Raw genomic sequence first — 16,134 nt, 5'->3', positions numbered from 1 at the left:
ATTTTTTTGTCCTTGCGCCCGCAAGCCGGCGTTAGCCATGTTTGCTGACCTTTGGTTTCGTTTTTCTCTTCCCAGCTTTCCCGGCTGCTCTCCCCTACCCCGCTTGCCCCGCCGCTCCACCCCTGCGCGCGACGGCGCCAGCCCAAGCTTACGCTCTGATCATGAATATCGGCATCGTCTGTTATCCCACCTTTGGCGGCTCCGGCGTGGTGGCCACCGAGTTGGGCAAAGCCTTGGCCCAGCGCGGCCACCGCGTCCATTTCATCACCTACAGCCAGCCGGTTCGCCTCGATTTCTTCAACGAGAACCTGTTCTACCACGAGGTCTACATTCCGCCGTATCCGCTGTTCCAGTTTCCGCCCTATGAGCTGGCGCTGGCCTCGAAAATGGTGGACATTGTGCAGAACGAGAAGTTGGATGTGCTGCACGTACACTACGCCATTCCGCACGCCTCGGCAGCCTACATGGCCAAGCAGATCCTGATTACCAAAGGCATCCGCGTGCCGGTCATCACCACGCTGCACGGCACCGATATTACGCTGGTGGGCAAGGATGCCAGCTACGAGCCTGTCGTGACGTTCAGCATCAACCAATCGGATGGTGTAACGGCGGTTTCGGCCGATCTGCGCAAGGAAACCTACGAGTACTTCGCCATCGAGAAGGACATTGAGGTGATTCCGAACTTCATCAACCTGGACCGCTTCAAAAAGCAGGACAAAGGCCACTTCAAGGCCGCCATTGCGCCCGATGGCGAAAAGCTGCTTATCCATACCTCCAACTTCCGCTCGGTGAAGCGCGTCGAGGACGTGGTGCACATCTTCGACGGGGTGCGCAAAACGGTACCGGCCAAGCTGCTGCTCGTCGGTGACGGGCCCGACCGGCCGCGCATTGAAAAGCTTTGCCGCGACCTGGGCCTCAGCAGCAACGACGTGCGTTTCCTAGGTAAGCTGGAAGCTGTGGAGGAAGTGCTCAGCGTATCGGATCTGTTTTTGATGCCTTCCGAGAAGGAGAGCTTTGGACTGGCGGCGCTGGAAGCCATGGCCTGCGAAGTACCCGTTATCAGCACCAACGCCGGCGGCATTCCCGAGCTGAACGAACACGGCATTACGGGCATGACCAGCAACGTCGGCGACGTGGCCGACATGGTAAAAAATGCGCTGTTTGTACTCCAGGACGACAACCTGCCCCGCTTCAAAGCCGCCGCTCGAGCCCACGCTGAAACTTTTGCCGTTGGCAACATCGTGCCCCACTACGAGGCCTGCTACCAGCGTGCCATTGATGCCGTACTGGCCGCTACGGCCTGATTGGATTTTGTATTTAAGTAAAAAGCAAAGGCCCGGCGTATTGCGCCGGGCCTTACCCAAATTTTATAAAGTGTTCCGGCTTATGGCCGGAACACTTGTTTTAGTATTGTTAGTAGCCTCTCAAACAACAGAAATTACAGCCCGTTAGGCCGCACATACTGCTCATGCTAACGTAAATGACCGTTTATTTGAACAGGTAGCACGTTAGTGCCGCAAGGTTGGAATAGTGCTAGATTGTGCCCAAACGAGAACTTGGTTCCTTATGAAGTACTCCATTCCCGAGCAGCTCATCCGCCACGCTTTTTTCTTTTCAGTATGGTGTTTGGAGCAGTGCCACGACATGGCGCGCTACCATCGCCAGGTGGCCGCGTTGAGCCAACTACCCGAAGGCACAGTTGGCCGCGAGTTGGCCGCGTGCTTGCTGGCCCGGGACTTGACATTGGTGCCCGGCTTTGAAAGCCACGACTTAAAGCACGTGGTGCTGGCGTACGAGTTGGAGCCGGTGGGCGAAATTCGGATGCAAGCCTTTATGCTGGGCAATGGCAACTGGACGTTGCCCAGCTTCCTGATTTTTTTGTTTGGGCTGCTACTCTTGCCCCAGCACTGGCGCTTGTTTCGGCAAGATTATCGCGCCGGACAACGCTGTGTGCCGCTTGCTACCCTGACCATTGAGGCATGTCAGCACCAATCACTCCAGCAGCTTCAAAGCTATCTGTTCAGTCGGTATCAAGAAGTGAAACTCATCCACCAGCCCAACCTGCACCTGCGCTTGAGTTGGCTGGGCAGCTACGGGGTAATGGCCGTGGGCATCGCGGCGATGCTGTTTTGTTACCCCTTTCTGTGGTCCGCCGACCTAGCGGACTTAGTAGGGGCCGGTTTTCCGTTTGTCGCCGGGGCTATTTTGGTCGTCGGGGGCTTACTCAACCTGACCTTGCAAGCCCACCTTCGCGCCAAAGAAACGAGTACCTAATCAGGTTATACTCGTATTTTACTAAGCGGCTGTCCATGTACATTCATTGGCACAGCGAAATGGTCGTTCGGACCAGATTAAGTTCAAGAAACTCATTCACCTTTCAAAGTTCACGAAACTCAGATTTGCGATGAGTTTCGTAAACTCTTCGCTTTCCGGAAGATTTGGGTAAGAGCAAGTGCAGTAAGCCGGGCCTTTTGCTTTTCGCTGAAATACTACAAAAATATGTCGCCGATTTCCTGCCAGCTGTGCACGCGGCGGTAGCGGGTTTCCAGGGCGTTGTGCGGCGCATCGAACAGGATACCTTCACCCCGGAAATTGTCGAAGTTGAAGGCGTTATCGTCGATGAGAAAGTCGGCATTGAGGATGCTTTTGTCGCCGCAGAACACCACGTTGCGCCACGGAATGAAGCTAAAGTGCTGCTGCAGCCACTCGTACTTATCCAGAAACGAGTTGGGAAACTCCATAGCTGCCGAGGCAATAAATAGCTCGTGGCGCTGGGCCAACTCGCGCAGTACGCGCTGGCTATCGGCCATGAGAGGCAGGTCTTTGAAGAAGCCGGGGCGGTTGGGGTAGTCGCGCAGGGCTTGCTGGTGCTCGGGCGCCACGGCTTCGTGGAAGTTTTTGCCGCGCAGTTGCGCCAGCGTCATTTCTTGCTCGAACTCGTGGGCGTACCACTCCTGAAACCGGGCAATGGAATCGGCAATTACCTCGTCCATATCCACGGCAATACGGGTTTTCGTCATATTTTGGGAATACTGCGAGCCACTGGGCTCGGTTTATTTACTGTTATTACGCAGTATCTTTATTAAAGCGCCGTTGAGAAGTAGCGCGAACTTTGTAGTTCGCGTCCCCGCGCCAGTCCGACGATTCCACATGGCGCGGCGACGCGAACTACAAAGTTCGCGCTACTACCTACTGCGTAACAGCAGTTACTCAGGGTCTTCGTCTGCCGATGGAACACTTGCCCAGGCGCATACGGCCGTCAGCAAAGCCACCACCAGTACCACCTGCCACGTGGCGGAGTTTACCGAATCGGCCGGACTCTCCCGCGACCCAAGTACAAACAAACCCAGCCACCAGCTGCTCAGGGCAACTAACGAGGTAGCGGCCACGCTGGGGCGTCGGTCTTTGAGCAGGACCACCAACCAATACATCAGAAACGCAATGCCAAGCGGCACGCCGGCTAGCAGCACCACGATGGCCCACAGGATTTCTCCCATGGACGTGTGATTCTTCATGGCTTCGGCCGCGCCCAGGTGGCTACTTAGCAGCGCCACGGCCACGGCAGCTATTCTGAGCCCAGCCTTCGTCATGCCGCCACCTAAAACAGGCCGAAAGCTTCGCGCTTGACGGCCAGCAGGGCGCGCTCCGTAGGGTCCACTTCGTCGCTGATCAGGCTTTCGAGGATGCGCTTGGCCAGCTCGGTGCCGCGGGCCTGCTGGGGCTGGGGCAGCGTGTGGTAGGCCTTGTTGATGGCCGTCAGGACGTGCTCTTTGGCGGCTTTTACTTCGCCCCAGGTGTCGGGACTCATGTAGAGCTGCTGGCTGAGGTTGTGCTCATACTCGGCCCGGATTTCCTGCAGCAGCAGCCGATGATACTCTGGAGCCGTCTGGCCGGCGCTACTCAGGCGCACCAGCAGGTTGCTGGGCGTGATGCGCTCCAGCAGCAGCGTCATGCGCTCGAAGGCCTGCAGGCGCAGCGGCAGCGTGGCCTTGTTGTTTTCCAGACGCAGCTCCAGCAGGCGGCGCTGCTGGTCCCGGTCGAGGTGCTGCCGGATGAGGTAGAAAATGGAGCCGGCGACCAGCACGGCCGGCAGCAGCGTTTTAAGCAAATCGAACAGGTAGGCAGTAGTATCCATGCGGCAAGGGCCGCCGTGCAAACGGCAGCGGCGAGTAAAAACCAGTAAACAAGTGTGGGCTGCGAAGGTAACTACACGGCGCAGATGCCGCGCTACAACCCCCGGCTACTTTCCGGCCAACGGCCCGGCAGCTCCCGCAAGCGGCTCTGCTGAACCAGCGGCCGGCCGCTGCTGTTGTAGTCGCAACAAAGCCGCGCGAGTAGTAACGCTACTCCCCCACCGGCTTCGTATCTTTGTCGCCTTACTTTTCTAAAAACGAACGCACTATGGCAACGGCCGTCTCCACGAAACTTGCTCCCATCAGCCTCACGCCGCGCGCGCTGGAAGAGGTTCGGAATATTCTGAACGAGAAAAACGTGCCCGCCGAATACGGTTTGCGCGTGGGCGTACAGGGCGGGGGCTGCTCGGGCATGAGCTATCTGCTCGGCTTCGATAAGCCTAAAGACCAAGACGAAACCTTCGACCTCGACGGCGTAACACTGATCATGGATAAGAAGCATGCCATGTATGTGTTGGGTATGGAAGTTGATTTCCAGGACGGCCTCAACGCCCGCGGCTTCATCTTCAGCAACCCCCAGGCCAAGAGCACCTGCGGCTGCGGCTCGTCGTTTTCGTCGTAGCCATACTAAATCCTTTTTTGATTAATAGGAAAGCCCTCAGCTTTGTAGCTGAGGGCTTTCCTATTTAATATTCTTGAAACTCTCCCTCAAAATAATTTCTTCATGAGCAGTGATATTTATAAATAGCTTTAAGCTATCAACTTCATCCACGCTAGTATATGTATCTTTTCTAATAGTTTTCAGGAGCTGTGCAAGTGCTAATAGATTATAATTTGTATCAGCCAACCCATTAGCCGATATATTTCTGTATCGTCCGTAAGATTTTATAACATCATCAGAACCAAACATCACAGCATTAGAAGCTGCTTCAACAGAATCCTTTATTTGATCAGGAGTTAGCACAAATTCTTCACTCTTGTTTGTTTGCTTATCCGTCAACATGTTAGTCAATACAGCAACGTAAGGCTTGACTAAAGCCTGATAAATTTCTTTTCTTTTATCATAAAGCCGCGTCTGTCTGTCTTTATAATTTTCGTAAAATTTAGTAACAACATATCCTATCGCACCTAGCAGCAATGGAATAGTGGGATTAGGATTCATTATCAAATAAAACAGCAAATAGCTTATGGAGCCAATTGTTATAATTGCAATCCAAATTGCAAAAAACGCAAACACCTTCTTCATTTTCTTTACCTTAAAGTAGATTGATATTTTTGCTTTGACTAGACATTATTTGAAGTCAAATAACATTATAGTTTCTCAAAAAACTACTTGCTGTCCTTGCACCGGAAAAATCAGCCGCACCCCAAGCGTGTTGCCGGCCACCAACTCCCGGCGGATGATAGCTTCATAGCCAGCGGTGGGCTTGAGGTGGGTCACGACGACCGGCAGGCCTTGTAAAGCAGTTGGCCCGGCCAGCTGCGCCAGCACCGCCAGCTCCTGCCAGAAAAGCCGCGGCGTCAGGTGGCCGAACAGCTGCTTTTCCGGCTGCGCATCAGGATACGACGCTTCCATGAAGATTCCCTTTAGCAGGCCGGCCCGCAATAACGGCGCCACGGCCTGCCACAGCGTCCGTAGGTTCTGGGTTTGCTCCACGGCGTCGGCGCCGGTGTCGCCGAGGTAGAGCAGGTAGTGGCGGCCGCTGCGCACCAGAAACGCCGCACTCTGGAACGGCCGGCCGTGGCTGAGCGCATAGGCCGTGACGTGAAGCTCGGTATTGCTGAGTGGCACTTCCTGCCCGATGGCTAGAGGCCGCAGCTGGTATTTGCCCAGCGCCGGCGGCGTACCACCGGGGCCGAAATTAGGCCAGGCACGCCAGTTGAAATAATCGTTCTGGATAGTGGCCAAACTGGCCGGCAGCGCATAAATGGGCTTGGGCACGTCATCCGGGGCGTTGAGCAGCAGGCCCGCCACGTGGTCGAGGTGGGCGTGGGAAATCAGGTAGCCCTTGATGCGGGTGCGGATGGTTTCGGTGACCGGCCCCGGCAATGTTTTCTGCGCCACGGCTTTTTCCACGCCGGTATAGAGGCTGCCCGCGTCCAAGCACACGTAGTCAGAAGAGCCGGCGGCCGCCACCATATACGCCGACAGGTTGCCTTCGCTGAGCCCGCCCTTTACGCCCAATGGTACCACCGTAAAGGCTGGTTGAGCAAAAGCCGACAGTTGCCAAAACAGGCCAGCCAGCGCAAGCAGCCAACCTTTAACGCACATGACCGTCGGAGGCTACACGCTGCTGCCAGGCTTTTTGGCTCAATTCAAACCGCACTTCGCCGCTGCTGGTGCGGCCGGTATCCTGCCAGCCCTGGCGCCGGTAGAAGGTTTCGGCGCGGGTGCCGGGGCTGGTGCTGAGTGAAATAGGTGCGGCGGTATGCGTGAAGTACCAGTCCAGCAGCAGCCGATGCAGCTCTTTACCAATCCCCTGCTGATTGAAGCCAGGGTGCACAAACAGGGCCCAGACGCTGGAATCCTGCAAATCGACAATGGCAAAGCCCACAATCTGGCCGGACCGCTCGTCTGCAGCCACCCAGCCCCGGCCGCGCTGCACGAGGTAGTCGGTGTAGTCGGCGGCGGTGATGCAGGCAGGGTCGCGGAGCACGTTTTCCGTTACGGCCAGGCGCACTACCGACATGCCGGGAATATCAGAGAGGTGGGCTTGTCGGAAAACCATCAGCAGCGGGTGGCTAGTGTAGTTCGTGCGGGTAGCCGATGGCCTCCAGGTCGGCGGCCAGCTGGGGCCAATCGGTAAGGTCGGAGTTCAAGGCTTGGGCGGTGGCTTGCGTGAGGGGCTCGTGGCGGTAGATGCGGGCCACGTCTGTGGTTTCGATAGGTTCCCGCTCGGTTTCGTCGAGGTAGTACTCGTTGGCCCAGTCGGCGTAGGTTTCGGGGTCGTTGTCGAAGATGTAGAGCAATTCTTCCGAGCCGTCATCTTCCTGCTCCACAACGCCGGTCTGCCAGCCGTGAGCGGGCGTGTACCACACGCAGAACGTGGTGCCAATAGAAGCCGCCGGTTCGCCGAATACAAACTCGTCGAACACTTCGGGCAGGCCGCGCGTCACCTGGCCCTTCTCAGGGTGGTCGTATTCCTGCAGGAAGCCGTTGATGCAGCAGCCTTCGGGCCGGAACAACACCAGCATCTGGTCACCTTCACCGTCGCTCATCTCAAACAGCGCCTCGTTTTCGTCCCAGGCAGGATTGTAGGTGTAGTAGCGAAACTCCGGGTCGGGCGAGTTTATGGCGTCCAGCGCGGCTAGTGACTGGCAGATCTGCTGCAGCGTAGCCGCTTCGGGAAGTTGGGAAAGGTCGGAGGTGGAAATCATGGGGCGGGTTGGGGGCATAACCGTCATGCTGAGCTTGCCGAAGCATCTCGCGTGCTGACGTTGCAATAGCAATCAGATGCCAGCACGCGAGATTCCTCGCAAGCTCGGAATGACGTTCTTTTATTTCACTTTGCTACGGACGTCCTTTTATCTGTCAGCAGTTAATACGTTTTGGTCATGTCCTCGGGTACCACCAGCAGGAAGTCGGCTTTCTGCTGATGCTCTTTTTCCAGCTTGTCGAGGCTGGCCTGCGACACGGTGCTGATGGTAAGCACCTTCAGCTGCGGGTTCTGCTGGCGCAGATAAGCTAGAATACCGTCGTGGTTGTCGGAATGATAGGCGCCGTTGACGTGCAGCAGCAGGTGGTCGGCGGGACGGGCCTGCTGTAGGAAGTGGGCCATGGTCGCATCCTTGAGGGCCTGGGCTTGGATGATGTTCTGCACGCCGGCCGCGTGGGCTGCATCGCCACCGAACATCTTGGCCATATTCCTATAGCCGGGCAATTCGTAGTCCACAGTCAGAGGTAAGGGCGCCAGCCAGGCTTTTTCCGTGGCCGGCAAAGCATCCAGCGCCGCAAGGCTGCCTTTGGCTACCTGCGAGGCATAGCGGCGCGGCACGTTGGTGCCCACCACCCGAAATTTCTGCTGGCGTGCCAGTTGCAGCAGCGGCTTGTAGTCGGTGGCGTAGTTGGGCCAGGGGCGGCTGTCAGCTTCGAAGGCTTTATCATCCAGCTCGCCGGTGGTGTACTGGTCTACCAGTGGCTGCACGTCGCGCTCAAACATCTCCAACCCCAGCACCAGCTGGCCCTGGCGCAGGCGTAGCAAGTCTTTGGTGAGCTGCAGCGCCAGCCAGTGCGCCATGGGGTCGTTGTGCTGCTCGCCAAAGAATACCACGTCGGCGGCGGCCAGTTCCTTCAGCATCTTGTCGTAGCTGGCGGGCTTGCCGGCAGTTGTGAACAAGCGGTAGGCGGGCCGGTCTTGGGCAGCTAGGGAAGTGGCGGCTAGCAGCACCACTAGTAAGGGCAGCAGCAATTTCGAGGTCATAAGCAGCAATAAGTAGGCTGGAAAACCAGCGGCGCAAAAGTAACCGGAAAGCCCCGGCAGCTGCGAGTTAAACAGCTACTGGGGCTTGTTGTGTTCAGTTAGAAATGGCCGAGAGGCAAGCGTAAAGTTATGTGGGCGCTCCGGTTAGCCTTTGTAGAACATCCACTTCGACAGCTCGCGGTAGTTCACTTTTTTGCCATACATCAGAATCCCGACCCGGTAGATGCGACCAGCCAGCCAGGTGGTGAAGATGAAGCCCAGAATCAGCAGTACCATAGACGTGGCCAGTTGCCAGGCGGGCACCCCGCCAAACGGCAGGCGCATCATCATGGCAATGGGCGAGGTGAACGGTATCATCGACATCCAGACGGCCACCGACCCGTTGGGATTGGTGGTGAGAATCGCCTGCGACACCACAAAGGTGAGCACCAGCGGCATCGTCACGGGCAGCATAAACTGCTGGGTATCGGTGTCGTTGTCTACAGCCGAGCCGATAGCGCCGAACAGCGCCCCATAGAACAGGTAGCCCCCAAGGAAATAGAACAGAAAGCAGCCCACAATCAGCGGCACATTTAGGTCGGCGTTGCGCAGGGCGGTAATCATCTTAGCGGCCACGTTGTTTTCCTGCTTGGCAGCTTTGTCCTGCGGCGTGTCCTTGCTGACGATGGCCGTAGTGCGGTTCACGCGCGCTTCTACCATCTTTTCGGGGCTCACGGAGCGCGCCATTACCGAGCTGATGCCAATAGAAAGCAGCACCCACAGCGCCAGCTGCGTGAAGCCCACGGCCGCAATGCCTAGCACTTTGCCCATCATCAGCTGGAAGGGCTTCACCGACGAAATAACTACCTCCACAATCCGGCTGGTTTTCTCTTCCATCACGCCGCGCATAATCTGCACACCGTAGATGAAGATGAACATGTAAATCAGGAAGCCGCAGGCGTAGGCCACGCCAGTGCTGACGCCGGTGCTGGAGCTTTTCTCACCATCGTCGCTCAAACTCACAGTTTCCAAGTCTACGTCGGCCTTGAGCTTGTCAAGAGTAGCCCGGTCGATGCCGGAAGCCGTGAGGCGCTGGTTTTCGATCTGCAGCGACACGGCGCGTTCAATGTCGCGCTCCAGCGACACGCCCAGACCCTTGCGCGAAAACACCTGGAAGCCGCCTGGATTGGCCATATCCTGCTTCGGAATGTAGAGCAGAGCATCGTGCTTGCTTTTTTTGAATTCCGCTTTGGCCTGGGTCAGGTCGGGGCTGGTGCGCACAAACCGGATGTCGTCCTTCGCCTCGGGCAGCTGGCTGGCAAACAGGTTGCCGGCATCGGCCACCACTACCGTCTTGCCGCTGTCCGACATCTTGGCAATGAATATGGGCACTGCAAACAGCGCTACCGTCAGCAGCGGCCCAATCAGCGACATGATAATGAAACTCTTCTTGCGCACCCGCGTGAGGTATTCGCGCTGAAAAACGAGGAATATTTTGTCCATGGGAAATCAGGTATCGAAAGCACATCAGGCAGAGGCGAAGCCGAAGTATCTCGCGTGCTGACGTTGTGAAAGTATTGGTTGCTACCCCAGCGAGATTCCTGGCGCTGCCCGGAATGACGTTCTGCTACAGTACAGGCTCCTCCATCAGCGTTTCGGGCATGGTTTCGCGCACTCGCTGGATGAAGATGTCGTTGATGCTCGGAACCATCTCGCGGAAGGCGTGCACTTCCACCGTCCCGATGAGGTAGCGTAGCAAATCGTTGGGCGTGGTACCGGCGTGTAGCTTTATCACGTCGTAGAAGTGGCCGTTTTCGCGGTCCTGATGCTTTATTACCTCAAAATCGGGGTGCGTGACGAGCAGCCGGCCGCGGCCTTCCACCTCGTAGGTTTGAGTGCGAAACGTGTTCTTGATGTCGCGCACAGTACCATCCAACACTTTGCGGCTGCGGTTGATGAGGGCAATACTGTCGCAGAGCTCTTCCACCGATTCCATACGGTGGGTACTGAAAATGATGGTAGCACCTTTCTCGCGCAACGCCAGAATCTCGTCTTTGATGAGGTTGGCGTTGATGGGGTCGAAGCCCGAAAACGGCTCATCCAGAATGATGATTTCGGGCTCGTGCAACACCGTGGCAATGAACTGCACCTTCTGCTGCATGCCTTTGCTGAGGTCTTCCACATTCTTCTCAACCCAGGGCTTAAGCTCCAGGCGGTCCAGCCAGCTTTTGATGCGCTGGGTGGCGTCGGCACGGCTCAGGCCCTTAAGGCGGGCTAAGTACAGCAGCTGCTCGCCCACCTTCATCTTTTTGTAGAGGCCGCGCTCCTCGGGCAAGTAGCCAACCTGACCAATATGCGCGGGGTTGAGCTTCTGGCCCCGGATGCGGATTTCACCGGAGTCGGCGGCCGTAATCTGGGTGATGATGCGGATGAGCGACGTTTTGCCGGCGCCGTTGGGCCCGAGCAGCCCGAAAATGCTGCGCTCCGGAATGTCGAGGCTCACGCCGTTGAGAGCAGTGTGCGCGGCGTAGGTTTTGCGCACATCAATTGCTTGCAGAATAGGAGGCATGGAAGAAAGGTTTGTGGTGCCGTAATATTACACGAATCAAATACACAATCTGCATCTGGTTTGCTCAACCGGTGATTTCCGCGGCCTGAACCAGCAGAAAAGGCTTCCGAACGGCGCTATTCAGTTGCTTCCAGCTCGCGTAGGCTGGCTTCCAGACGGTCGAGGTGCTGGCCGTATAGGCGCTGCAAGTACCAGCGGGTGAAGTTGCGCGTCCAGAGAAAAGTCAGCACACCTGCCAGCAGATACACTGCCAGCAAAATTCCTAGGCCCACCCACATTTTCTGGCCGTTCAGCTTCTGTATGATGCGTCCGCCGAGAAACACCAACCCAATTCCCAGCGACACCGGCAACGACCACATGGTAGCCTGAAAGTAGATCTGCACCAACCCACGCAGGCTGATCAGTTGGCGCGTTATTGTGTCACGCATAGCGCCGCTAGCGTCATCAAGGCTGTTTAGCAAGGCCAGCTTACGCCGAAAGTAGAAGCCGCTAAGCACACACATAATAGCCAGCCAGGAGGCCATAGCCAGGTAGAAAGGGTCGTGCGAGGTGAATGTAGCTACCAAGCACCAAATCAAGCAGAAGAGCACAAAGCCGATTTCCAGCCACACATTGCGGCGCATCTTGCCTACCGGATTGCTAGAGCCACGGGCAAGCAGACGGGCCAGCGCACTAGCATCCAGCAAGTTATGGGCTGAATCAGTAGCGGCCGGCTGCCGCCAGCTACGGCGAAGATCATCGAGTTCCATCAGACGGGGCGGGTAAGTTGTTGGCGGATCTTGTCTTGCACGCGGTGCATTTTCACGCGTACGTTGTTCTGGGTAATGCCGAGGATGTCGGCCATTTCCTCGTAGGTGCGCTCCTCCAGATACAGCAGCACAAAGGCCTTGTCTACATCAGAAAGCCGGTTTATGGCCCGGTAGAGGGCGGCAGTTTCTTCAGGCTCATAGTTGGGAGGCTCGGTTTCCTGTGCCAGCTGCAGCGCATCCCCATCCAGGCGTAAAGGCTCGGGGCGGCGGGTGCGCTGGCGCAGGTTGCTGATGGCCACATTCAGGGCAATGCGGTAGAGCCAGGTGCTGAGCTTGGCGCCAGCCTGCGGCACATAGCTAGGCCAGGCGCGCCATAGCTGCAGCAGTATTTCCTGAAACAAATCCTGCCGGTCGTCGGCGTCGGCACAGTAGAGGCGGCACACGCGCCGCAGCAGCGGCTGGTACTCGTTCACGACGGCAACAAAGGCAGTGGAGGGTGCAGCGGGGCTCATGCGGGCGGCGGTTTCAGCTACTATATCGGCAGTCCTGGCGGGTCATTACAGGCCACTAGCGAAATAATTTTCCGGTCAGCCCGCAGGTAGCTGTAATGCGCCAGCAGTTCGCGCGATTAATCCGCCAAACCACCACTTCACTGCTTTGCCATGAAAAAGCTGAATGTGCTCACCGGCGTACTTTTCGTCCTGACAGGCTTGGTCAGCCTGCTGCTTTCCCACGACTTGCTACAGGCCGGCGCCTGGCTAGCCCTGGGTGGCGGCCTGTTTCTCTCCGACCTGCACTACCGCCCCGCCGGCGCCGATGGCGCGTATTCCGCCGCCACCGTGGCCATTTCACCAACCCGCAAATACCTGTCGATGGGCCTAGTGCTGGTAGCCATTGTACTGTTTGGGTTTCTGATAGGGCGCGACCTCAAGGCCAAGTTGCAGCCGGCAGTTGACCAGCATACCACCCGTTAATGCTCGGACGCCTGGGAGCAGCAGCCATAAAAAACGCCTGCCTCCCCAAAAGGAAGCAGGCGTTCAATCGTCCACGAAATCCGTGCAATTCGTCTAATCCGGAAAAATCCGTGGTTATTGAAAGTACTCCTTCACTTTCTCGAAGAAGCCCTTCTCGTTTTTGCCGGGATTCGGCGTGAAATTCTGAGCGTTGCGCAGCTTTTCCAGTAGTTCCCGCTCTTCTCCGGTCACATTCTTGGGCGTCCAGACGCTGAGGTGGATCAGCTGGTCGCCGCGGCCGTAGCCGTTGATGTCCTTGATGCCTTTGCCGCGCAGGCGCAGGATCTTGCCGGGCTGCGTGCCCGGGTCGACCTTGATTTTCACTTTACCCTCAATAGTCGGCACCTCAATGCTAGCCCCCAGCGCGGCATCCACGAACGAGATATACTGCTCGAACATGATGTTGTTGCCGTCGCGCTTCAACGACTCGTGCGCCTCTTCCTCAATCTGAATGAGCAGGTCGCCGGGCACGCCGCCCCGCTCGGGGTAGTTGCCTTTGCCGTTCATGCTCAGCTGCATGCCTTCGGCCACACCCGCCGGAATGTTGATTGGAATAACTTCCTCGTGCAACTGGCGGCCGTCGCCGTGGCATACGTCGCACTTGCTGGTCACTACTTTGCCTTCGCCTTCGCAGGTGGGGCAGGTAGAGGCACTCACCATCTGGCCGAGCATGGTATTCACCACGCGCTTCACCTGGCCCTGGCCGTTGCAGGTGCCGCAGGTTTTGAGGTCGGTGCCGTTTTTGGCGCCCGTGCCCGAGCAGGTGTTGCAGGCTACGTAGCGCTTCACCTTGATTTTCTTCTCAACGCCGTTGGCTACCTCTTCAAGGTCCAGCTTCAGCTTGATGCGCAGGTTGGAGCCTTTGCGCACGCGCCGCCCGCCCTGGCCGCGGCCGCCACCCCCGAAGAAGCCCTCGAAGCCGCCGCCACCGCCGAAGATGTCGCCAAACTGGGAGAAGATATCCTCCATGTTTGGGCCACCGCCGTTGCCACCCATGCCCTGGTGGCCATACTGGTCGTAGCGGGCCTTTTTATTAGCATCCGACAGCACTTCGTAGGCCTCAGCGGCTTCCTTGAACTTGTCTTCGGCCGTTGGGTCGTCGGGGTTTTTATCAGGGTGATATTTGATGGCAACCTTGCGGTAGGCCTTCTTAATCTCATCCGCGGCCGCATTTTTGGCTACGCCCAGCACCTCGTAATAATCTCGCTTCGCTGCCATCTTTGGTAATATACTTCGTCTGTCATGCAGAGGCGCAGCCGAAGCATCTCGCGTGCTGACGTTTGGGGAGTTACTATGTCAACGGTGCCATGCGAGATGCTTCGGCTGCGCCTCTGCATGACGACCTTCTCTGGGTTTACTGCCCCAGCACCACTTTGGCGTGCCGGATTACCTTGTCGCCGAGGTAGTAGCCACGCTCCACTTCATCCACTATCTTACCTTTCAATTCGTCTGATGGGGCCGGAATCTGGGTAATGGCCTCGTGCAGATCGGGGTCGAAAGCGCCGCCTTTGGTTTCCATCGGCGTCAGGCCCTTCTGGTTGAGGGTTTTCTGCAGCTTGTTGTGGATGATGTCGATGCTTTCGCGCACGGCGTTGGCGTCGTCGGTGTCCTTGGTGTGGTGGCGGGCCCGGTCAAAATCGTCGAGCACGGGCAGCAAGGCCGTCATTAGCTCCTGGTTGGCGGTCTTGAACAGGTCGGCGCGCTCCTTGGTGGTGCGGCGCTTGTAGTTCTCAAACTCAGCGGCCAGGCGCAGGTATTTGTCTTTCAGATCAGCCAGCTCAGCTTCGGTTTTGGAACCGGTAGCAGCCGTATTCGTGTCCTCTATCTCCCCTATTTCGGGGGCATTGGGCTCCTGGGTCAGCTCACCGGCCGTGTGGTCAGCGCTGCTCTGGTCGAATTGGGTATCGTCGGGTTGGTTGGTTTTATCGTCAGCCATTTTCGCTTGAAATCGTCGGAATGGGTTGAATCGGGAAGACATAGGCGGATAGCGGGTCGCAAGGAGTTTGCCAAAGCCTAAGCGGCTGTCATTGTGGCACAGAAACCCGCCCGCCCAGGCAGTTAGTTCAGTCACATCCGGCGGAGTGCGGCCCGAACTGGCAGCCTGGGCTCTGACGTCTACTCCTGCTCCGCCTCTGTTTGCTCGTCAGTCTCCAGCTCCTCGGCGTCCTCGTCCTGGCTCTGACGCTGGGCCGTGGTGGTTGCCGTGGCAGCACGGTTTTGCTGCAGCGCCTCCCAGATCAGGTCCTTCAGCTGCTGAATGTTCTTGTTGGCCAAACTGGAAATGAAGACCGTCGGTAGGTCGGTGGGCAGCGTGGCCCGGATTTCGGCCTCCAGCTCTTCGTCCAGCATGTCCGACTTGGTGATGGCCAGCAGGCGCTGCTTTTCCAGCAGTTCGGGGTTGAACTGCTCCAACTCGCTGAGCAGCACCTCGTACTCGGCGTTGATGTCCGGCGAGTCGCAGCTGATCATGAACAGCAGAATGGAGTTGCGCTCGATGTGGCGCAGGAAGCGCGTGCCCAGGCCTTTGCCCTCAGCTGCGCCCTCAATGATACCCGGAATATCGGCCATCACAAACGACTTGTAGTCGCGGTAGGCCACTACGCCCAGGTTGGGCGTGAGGGTGGTGAAGGCGTAATCGGCAATCTTGGGCTTAGCCGCCGATACCACGGAGAGCAGCGTGCTTTTGCCGGCGTTCGGGAAGCCCACCAGGCCTACGTCGGCCAGCAGCTTCAGCTCCAGAATCACCCACTCATCAATGCCGGGCTCGCCGGGCTGGGCGTAGGCCGGGGCCTGGTTGGTGGCCGACTTGAAGTGGTCGTTGCCCCAGCCGCCGCGGCCGCCGGGCGTCAGAATCAGGCGCTGGCCGTCCTCCGTGATTTCCAGTTTCTTCTCGCCGGTTTCAGCGTCGCGGGCTACCGTGCCGAGCGGCACTTGGATGATGATATCCTCGCCCTGAGCCCCACTGCGCAGGTTTTCGCCGCCGCCTTCGCCGGGCTTCGCAATCAGGTGCTTGCGGTACTGCAAGTGCAGCAGGGTCCAGAGCTGGGAACTGCCTTCCAAGATGATGTGGCCGCCGCGGCCGCCGTCGCCACCATCGGGGCCGCCATTGGGCAGGCCTTTAGCGCGGAAAAAGTGGTGCGAGCCCGCTCCGCCTTTACCCGAGCGACAGTTGATTTTGACGTAGTCGATGAAATTATTGGAAGCCACTTTCTTCAATTAAAAATTGAGAATTAAAAATTAAGAATTGGTTTCATTCTTACTTCTCAATTC

At 57.4% G+C, this 16,134-nt stretch carries 19 protein-coding genes; 4 read left to right on the top strand and 15 right to left on the bottom strand.

The window, feature by feature from the left end; genetic code table 11:
* Window positions 1–161 precede the first annotated feature (161 nt).
* Together bshA and H8B14_RS06855 are read left to right on the top strand one after the other, a co-directional pair.
* Complete coding sequence (bshA, locus tag H8B14_RS06860) at window positions 162–1,304, top strand: N-acetyl-alpha-D-glucosaminyl L-malate synthase BshA (protein ID WP_187314875.1); 1,143 nt, start codon at window positions 162–164, stop codon at window positions 1,302–1,304.
* A 262-nt stretch (window positions 1,305–1,566) separates the two neighbouring features.
* Window positions 1,567–2,274, top strand: a complete 708-nt coding sequence (locus tag H8B14_RS06855) for a hypothetical protein (RefSeq protein WP_187314874.1) — start codon at window positions 1,567–1,569, stop codon at window positions 2,272–2,274.
* Between the two features lie 215 nt (window positions 2,275–2,489).
* Here H8B14_RS06855 and H8B14_RS06850 read toward each other — a convergent pair whose 3' ends face one another.
* From H8B14_RS06850 to H8B14_RS06840, 3 genes are all read right to left on the bottom strand, one after another.
* Complete coding sequence (locus H8B14_RS06850; RefSeq protein ID WP_187314873.1) at window positions 2,490–3,020, bottom strand: 5' nucleotidase, NT5C type; 531 nt, start codon at window positions 3,018–3,020, stop codon at window positions 2,490–2,492.
* 186 nt (window positions 3,021–3,206) lie between these two features.
* Complete coding sequence (locus H8B14_RS06845; RefSeq protein ID WP_187314872.1) at window positions 3,207–3,590, bottom strand: hypothetical protein; 384 nt, start codon at window positions 3,588–3,590, stop codon at window positions 3,207–3,209.
* Window positions 3,591–3,598: 8 nt separating this feature from the next.
* Window positions 3,599–4,135 (bottom strand): DUF7935 family protein, encoded by a 537-nt coding sequence (locus H8B14_RS06840; protein ID WP_187314871.1) that lies wholly within the window; start codon window positions 4,133–4,135, stop codon window positions 3,599–3,601.
* A gap of 266 nt (window positions 4,136–4,401) precedes the next feature.
* On the opposite strand from H8B14_RS06840, the gene H8B14_RS06835 reads away from it, so the two are divergent.
* Entirely contained in the window at window positions 4,402–4,755 is a 354-nt protein-coding gene (locus H8B14_RS06835) for a HesB/IscA family protein (RefSeq protein ID WP_187314870.1), read from the top strand.
* 60 nt (window positions 4,756–4,815) lie between these two features.
* Here the strand turns inward: H8B14_RS06835 and H8B14_RS06830 are convergent, their stop codons facing one another.
* The 9 genes from H8B14_RS06830 to H8B14_RS06790 form a co-directional block, all read right to left on the bottom strand.
* The gene (locus tag H8B14_RS06830) at window positions 4,816–5,379 is read right to left on the bottom strand and encodes a hypothetical protein (protein WP_187314869.1); all 564 of its coding nucleotides are present in this window, start codon (window positions 5,377–5,379) and stop codon (window positions 4,816–4,818) included.
* Between the two features lie 75 nt (window positions 5,380–5,454).
* Window positions 5,455–6,405, bottom strand: coding sequence for an MBL fold metallo-hydrolase (locus tag H8B14_RS06825; RefSeq protein ID WP_187314868.1), 951 nt, complete (start codon window positions 6,403–6,405; stop codon window positions 5,455–5,457).
* Complete coding sequence (locus H8B14_RS06820) at window positions 6,395–6,862, bottom strand: GNAT family N-acetyltransferase (RefSeq protein ID WP_187314867.1); 468 nt, start codon at window positions 6,860–6,862, stop codon at window positions 6,395–6,397. The genes H8B14_RS06825 and H8B14_RS06820 overlap by 11 nt, the downstream gene beginning before the upstream one ends.
* Window positions 6,863–6,875: 13 nt before the next feature.
* Window positions 6,876–7,529 carry a hypothetical protein gene (locus tag H8B14_RS06815; RefSeq protein ID WP_222840560.1) on the bottom strand — a complete coding sequence of 218 codons (654 nt, stop codon included), beginning with the start codon at window positions 7,527–7,529 and terminating at the stop codon, window positions 6,876–6,878.
* 143 nt (window positions 7,530–7,672) lie between these two features.
* The gene (locus tag H8B14_RS06810) at window positions 7,673–8,554 is read right to left on the bottom strand and encodes a ChaN family lipoprotein (RefSeq protein ID WP_187314866.1); all 882 of its coding nucleotides are present in this window, start codon (window positions 8,552–8,554) and stop codon (window positions 7,673–7,675) included.
* Between the two features lie 144 nt (window positions 8,555–8,698).
* Window positions 8,699–10,036: an ABC transporter permease gene (locus tag H8B14_RS06805; protein WP_187314865.1), complete on the bottom strand. Its 1,338-nt coding sequence runs from the start codon at window positions 10,034–10,036 to the stop codon at window positions 8,699–8,701.
* 124 nt (window positions 10,037–10,160) lie between these two features.
* Entirely contained in the window at window positions 10,161–11,102 is a 942-nt protein-coding gene (locus H8B14_RS06800; protein WP_187314864.1) for an ABC transporter ATP-binding protein, read from the bottom strand.
* A 116-nt stretch (window positions 11,103–11,218) separates the two neighbouring features.
* Window positions 11,219–11,851 (bottom strand): hypothetical protein, encoded by a 633-nt coding sequence (locus H8B14_RS06795; protein WP_187314863.1) that lies wholly within the window; start codon window positions 11,849–11,851, stop codon window positions 11,219–11,221.
* A complete protein-coding gene (locus H8B14_RS06790) occupies window positions 11,851–12,363 on the bottom strand; it encodes an RNA polymerase sigma factor (RefSeq protein WP_187314862.1) in 513 nt (170 codons plus the stop codon). The genes H8B14_RS06795 and H8B14_RS06790 overlap by 1 nt, the downstream gene beginning before the upstream one ends.
* A 150-nt stretch (window positions 12,364–12,513) precedes the next feature.
* Here H8B14_RS06790 and H8B14_RS06785 point away from each other — a divergent pair, with 150 nt between their 5' ends.
* Window positions 12,514–12,825, top strand: coding sequence for a hypothetical protein (locus tag H8B14_RS06785; RefSeq protein ID WP_187314861.1), 312 nt, complete (start codon window positions 12,514–12,516; stop codon window positions 12,823–12,825).
* Window positions 12,826–12,939: 114 nt separating this feature from the next.
* On the opposite strand, the gene dnaJ is transcribed toward H8B14_RS06785, so the two are convergent.
* The 3 genes from dnaJ to obgE all read right to left on the bottom strand — a co-directional run bounded on the left by dnaJ (window position 12,940) and on the right by obgE (window position 16,071).
* Complete coding sequence (dnaJ, locus tag H8B14_RS06780) at window positions 12,940–14,082, bottom strand: molecular chaperone DnaJ (protein WP_187314860.1); 1,143 nt, start codon at window positions 14,080–14,082, stop codon at window positions 12,940–12,942.
* A 136-nt stretch (window positions 14,083–14,218) separates the two neighbouring features.
* A complete protein-coding gene (locus H8B14_RS06775; RefSeq protein WP_187314859.1) occupies window positions 14,219–14,800 on the bottom strand; it encodes a nucleotide exchange factor GrpE in 582 nt (193 codons plus the stop codon).
* 179 nt (window positions 14,801–14,979) lie between these two features.
* A complete protein-coding gene (gene obgE, locus H8B14_RS06770; protein ID WP_187314858.1) occupies window positions 14,980–16,071 on the bottom strand; it encodes a GTPase ObgE in 1,092 nt (363 codons plus the stop codon).
* Window positions 16,072–16,134: the final 63 nt, after the last annotated feature.

Origin of the sequence: Hymenobacter puniceus (genome assembly GCF_014333525.1) — a bacterium.
Classification (GTDB): Bacteria; Bacteroidota; Bacteroidia; order Cytophagales; family Hymenobacteraceae; genus Hymenobacter.
This window is presented reverse-complemented; position numbering and strand designations above follow the sequence as displayed.